At 71.5% G+C, this 3,581-nt stretch carries 2 protein-coding genes; both read right to left on the reverse strand.

The window, feature by feature from the left end; translation table 11 throughout:
- Positions 1–1,073, reverse strand: a 1,073-nt coding sequence (locus ACZ4V6_RS36390) for a beta-ketoacyl synthase N-terminal-like domain-containing protein (protein WP_467835530.1), incomplete at its 3' end; no start/stop codon positions are given.
- Positions 1,074–1,120: 47 nt separating this feature from the next.
- A partial coding sequence (locus ACZ4V6_RS36395) for an SDR family NAD(P)-dependent oxidoreductase (protein WP_467835532.1) occupies positions 1,121–3,581 on the reverse strand: 2,461 nt, incomplete at its 5' end.

A 3,581-nucleotide genomic window follows, 5' to 3' on the forward strand; every position in this document is an offset into this window, starting at 1 on the left:
TACACCGCCAACAACGCCTGCGCCTCGATCGGATCACCCAACCGCGTCCCCGTCCCATGCGCCTCCACGACGTCGATGTCAGAAGGAGCCAGGCGGCCGGTGGTCAGAGCAGCCTGAATGACACGCTGCTGCGCCGGTCCGTTCGGAGCGCTCAGGCCGTTCGAAGCGCCATCCTGGTTCACGGCCGAGCTCCGCAGTACGGCCAGGACCTCATGCCCGTTGCGGCGCGCCTCCGAGAGGCGTTCCAGAACCAGTACGCCGACGCCCTCGGCCATGCCCATGCCGTCGGCGTCCGCCGAGAACGCCTTGGATCGACCGTCGAGTGCGAGCCCTCGCTGCCGGGAGAAGGACACCAACGACAGGGGGGTGGACATCACGGTGACGCCGCCGGCCAGCGCCAGGCCGCACTCGCCGGACCTGAGAGCCTGGGCGGCCAGGTGCAGGCCGACCAGGGAGGAGGAGCAGGCGGTGTCGATGGTGACGGCGGGGCCCTCCAGTCCCAGCGCGTACGACACGCGGCCCGAGACCACGCTGGAAGCATTGCCGGTCAGCAGGTGGCCCTCGGAGCTCTCCGCCCCGCCGCCCCTGCCGTAGTTGCTGTTCCATGCGCCGATGTAGACACCGACGTCCTTGCCGCGCAGCGAGCCCGGATCGATGCCGGCCCGCTCCAGCGCGCCCCAGGAACACTCCAGCAGCAGCCGCTGCTGCGGATCCATGGACAGGGCCTCGCGCGGCGAGATACCGAAGAACGCGGCGTCGAACTCGCCCGCGTCGTAGAGAAACCCACCCTGGCTCACATAGCACTTGCCCGGTTCGTCGGGGTCGGGGTCGTAGAGGTTGTCCAGGTCCCAGCCACGGTCCTCGGGAAAGCCGGCCACTGCGTCGACGCCCTCGGTGAGCAGGGTCCAGAACTCCTCAGGCGATCGCACCCCACCGGGGTAACGGCACCCCATGCCGACGATCGCGATCGGCTCGGAGTTCTTCTCCTCTGCTCGCTGCAACCGCTCCGTCACGTCGGCCAGGTCGGCAGTGACGCGCCGGAGGTAGGTGCGGAGTTTCTGCTCGTCTCCCATGGAGAGACCCGTCCTTTTCACGTGGTGGTCGTGGTGTTCGACAGAGATCACGAACGGCCGAACTTGGCGTCGATGAAGTCGAAGAGGTCGTCGTCGCTCACATCGTCGATCTCTTCTCGAGTGGTGGCGATCAGGTCCTCGCCCTGGGCCTGGGACCACCGTTCCAGCAGTGCCCGCAGCCGTGCGGTGAACGCCGCTCGGTCCCGGGCGTCCGACACGGCCTCCGCGAGGGGCGCCGCGGCCAGGGAGGCGACGGTGGACTCCAGCCGTACGAGGTCTTCCAACAGGGAGGACCTGGCAGGGTTGTGGTCGATTCCGAGCCGGGCGCCCAGGTACGCGGCGAGCGTCGTGGACGTGGGGTGGTCGAAGACCAGGGTGGCCGGAAGATCGAGCCCCGTGGCGGCGACGAGCCGGTTGCGCAGTTTCACCGCGCTGAGGGAGTCGAAGCCGAGCTCGCGGAACGGCCGGTCGACCGGTACGGCGTCCGCGCCGGGGTGGCCAAGCACCGCCGCGGCCTGCGCCCGCACCTCGGAGAGCAGGACCCGCCGCCCTTCGTCCTCGGACAGCGCCGCCAACTTGGCTGTGAGGTCCGGCGTGAGCTGGCCCACAGTGTCCAGCGTCGGCTCGAAGCGGGCTTCGGGGATGTCGGCGATGAGAGGGCGGGGGCGGGCGGAGGCGAAGAGGGGAGCGAACGTCCGCCAGTCGACGTCGGCGACGACCAGCGTGGCCTCGGCGCGGTCGATGGCCTGGTGCAGCGCGCCGAGCGCGGCCCTGGGGTCCATGAACCGCAGTCCCTGCCTGCCCCACCACTCCTCGCCGGCGTTCGCCGTCATGCCGTCACCGGCCCAGGCGCCCCAGGCGACGGAGGTCGCCGGTTGCCCCTGGCTCCTGCGTTGTTCGGCCAGCGCGTCCAGGTAGGCGTTGGCCGCCGCGTAGGCGCCCTGAGCACCACTGCCCCACACGCCGGCTCCGGAGGAGAACAGCACAAAGGCGTCCAGGTCGTCGAGGAGTTCGTGCAGGTGGCGTGCTCCGGCCGTCTTCGCCCGCAGCACCGCCGTGATCTCTTCAGCGTCGGTGTCCAGCAATCGCGCGGCGCGACCGGAGCCGGCCGCGTGCACGACCGTACGGATCGGCGGACCGTCTGCCTGTACCCGGTCGAGGAGCGCCGTGAGTGCGGCGCGGTCCGCGACGTCGCACGCGGCGATCGTCACCCGCACCCCGCAGGCGGTGAGGTCGTCGCGCAGGCGGTCGGCGCCGTCCGCGGTCGGACCCCGGCGGCTGACCAGCACGATGTGCCGTACGCCCGCATCCGCCAGCCAGCGGGCGACCTGCCCGCCGAGGCCACCGGTGCCGCCGGTGACGAGCGCGGTGTCGCGGGGCTGCCAGACGGGCGCCGCTGCAACGTCCGGGACGGGTGCACGCACCAGCCTCCGCGCCAGCAACCCGGACGACCGCAACGCCAGTTGGTCCTCGCCTTCGTCTACGGACAGCGCAGCGGCGAGCAGGGCCGCCGCCCGGTCGTCGAGCCTGTCCGGCAGGTCGAGCAGGCCGCCCCACAGCTCCGGGTGCTCCAGGCCGGCCACCCGGGCCACGGCCCATACCTGCGCAGCATGCGCGGGAGCCACCGGGTCCGTCGCCGTCGCGGACACACCGTTGCGGGTCAGGTTCCACACCGGTGCCCGTACGGCCGCATCGGAGAGGGCCTGGAGGAGCAGAACGGTGCCAGCGACGGCGCTGGGCAGAACCTCGTGGTCGGGGTGCACCGCCCCACTCAGCCCGAGCAGAGAAATTACGCCTGCGGGGGGATCCGCAGCCAGACGCATGGCCAGCGCCGAACGGCTCTCCCGCAAGTCCAGCACCAGCTGTTCGGGCTCGGCCCCGTGGCCGCGCAGCGCCGAACAGACCCAGTCGACGACCGGGTCGCCCTCGTGGCCGGCGGGCAGGACGACAACCCAGCGACCCGACGACATCCTGGCGTACTGCGGCGTGGCGACCGGTCGCCACGCGATCCGGTACCGCCAGGAGTCCACCGCCGCCTTCCGTCGACGGTCTCGACGCCATGCGGACAGCGTCGGCAGCAGATTCACGAGGAGCGCATGAAGATCCTGCACCGGTTCCGCCGCCGAGCCCCGCAGCAGGTCCGCCAGCACAGCGGCGTCGCCCTGCTCGACGGCTGCCCAGAACTCGTCGACGCCCGGGCTGGCCGTGGCATGGTCCGTGTGCGCCGGGGCCTCGAGCCAGTAGTGCTGGTGTTGGAAGGGGTAGGTGGGCAGGTCGACCCGTCGGCCGCCGGCCAGCATGCCCGCCCAGTCGACCGGAACGCCGCGGCACCAGGCCTCACCGGCCGCATCCACCAACCGCCGCAGACCGCCCTCGTCACGACGCAGCGACTCCAACGCCACGACCCGGTCCGCGGTCTCTTCGATGCCGACGGTGAGGACCGGGTGCGGGCTGGACTCCAGGAACACCGTGTGCCCCTGCGCCAGAAGGAACTCCACCCCGCTCTGG

This window comes from Streptomyces sp. NPDC029152 (genome assembly GCF_055564355.1).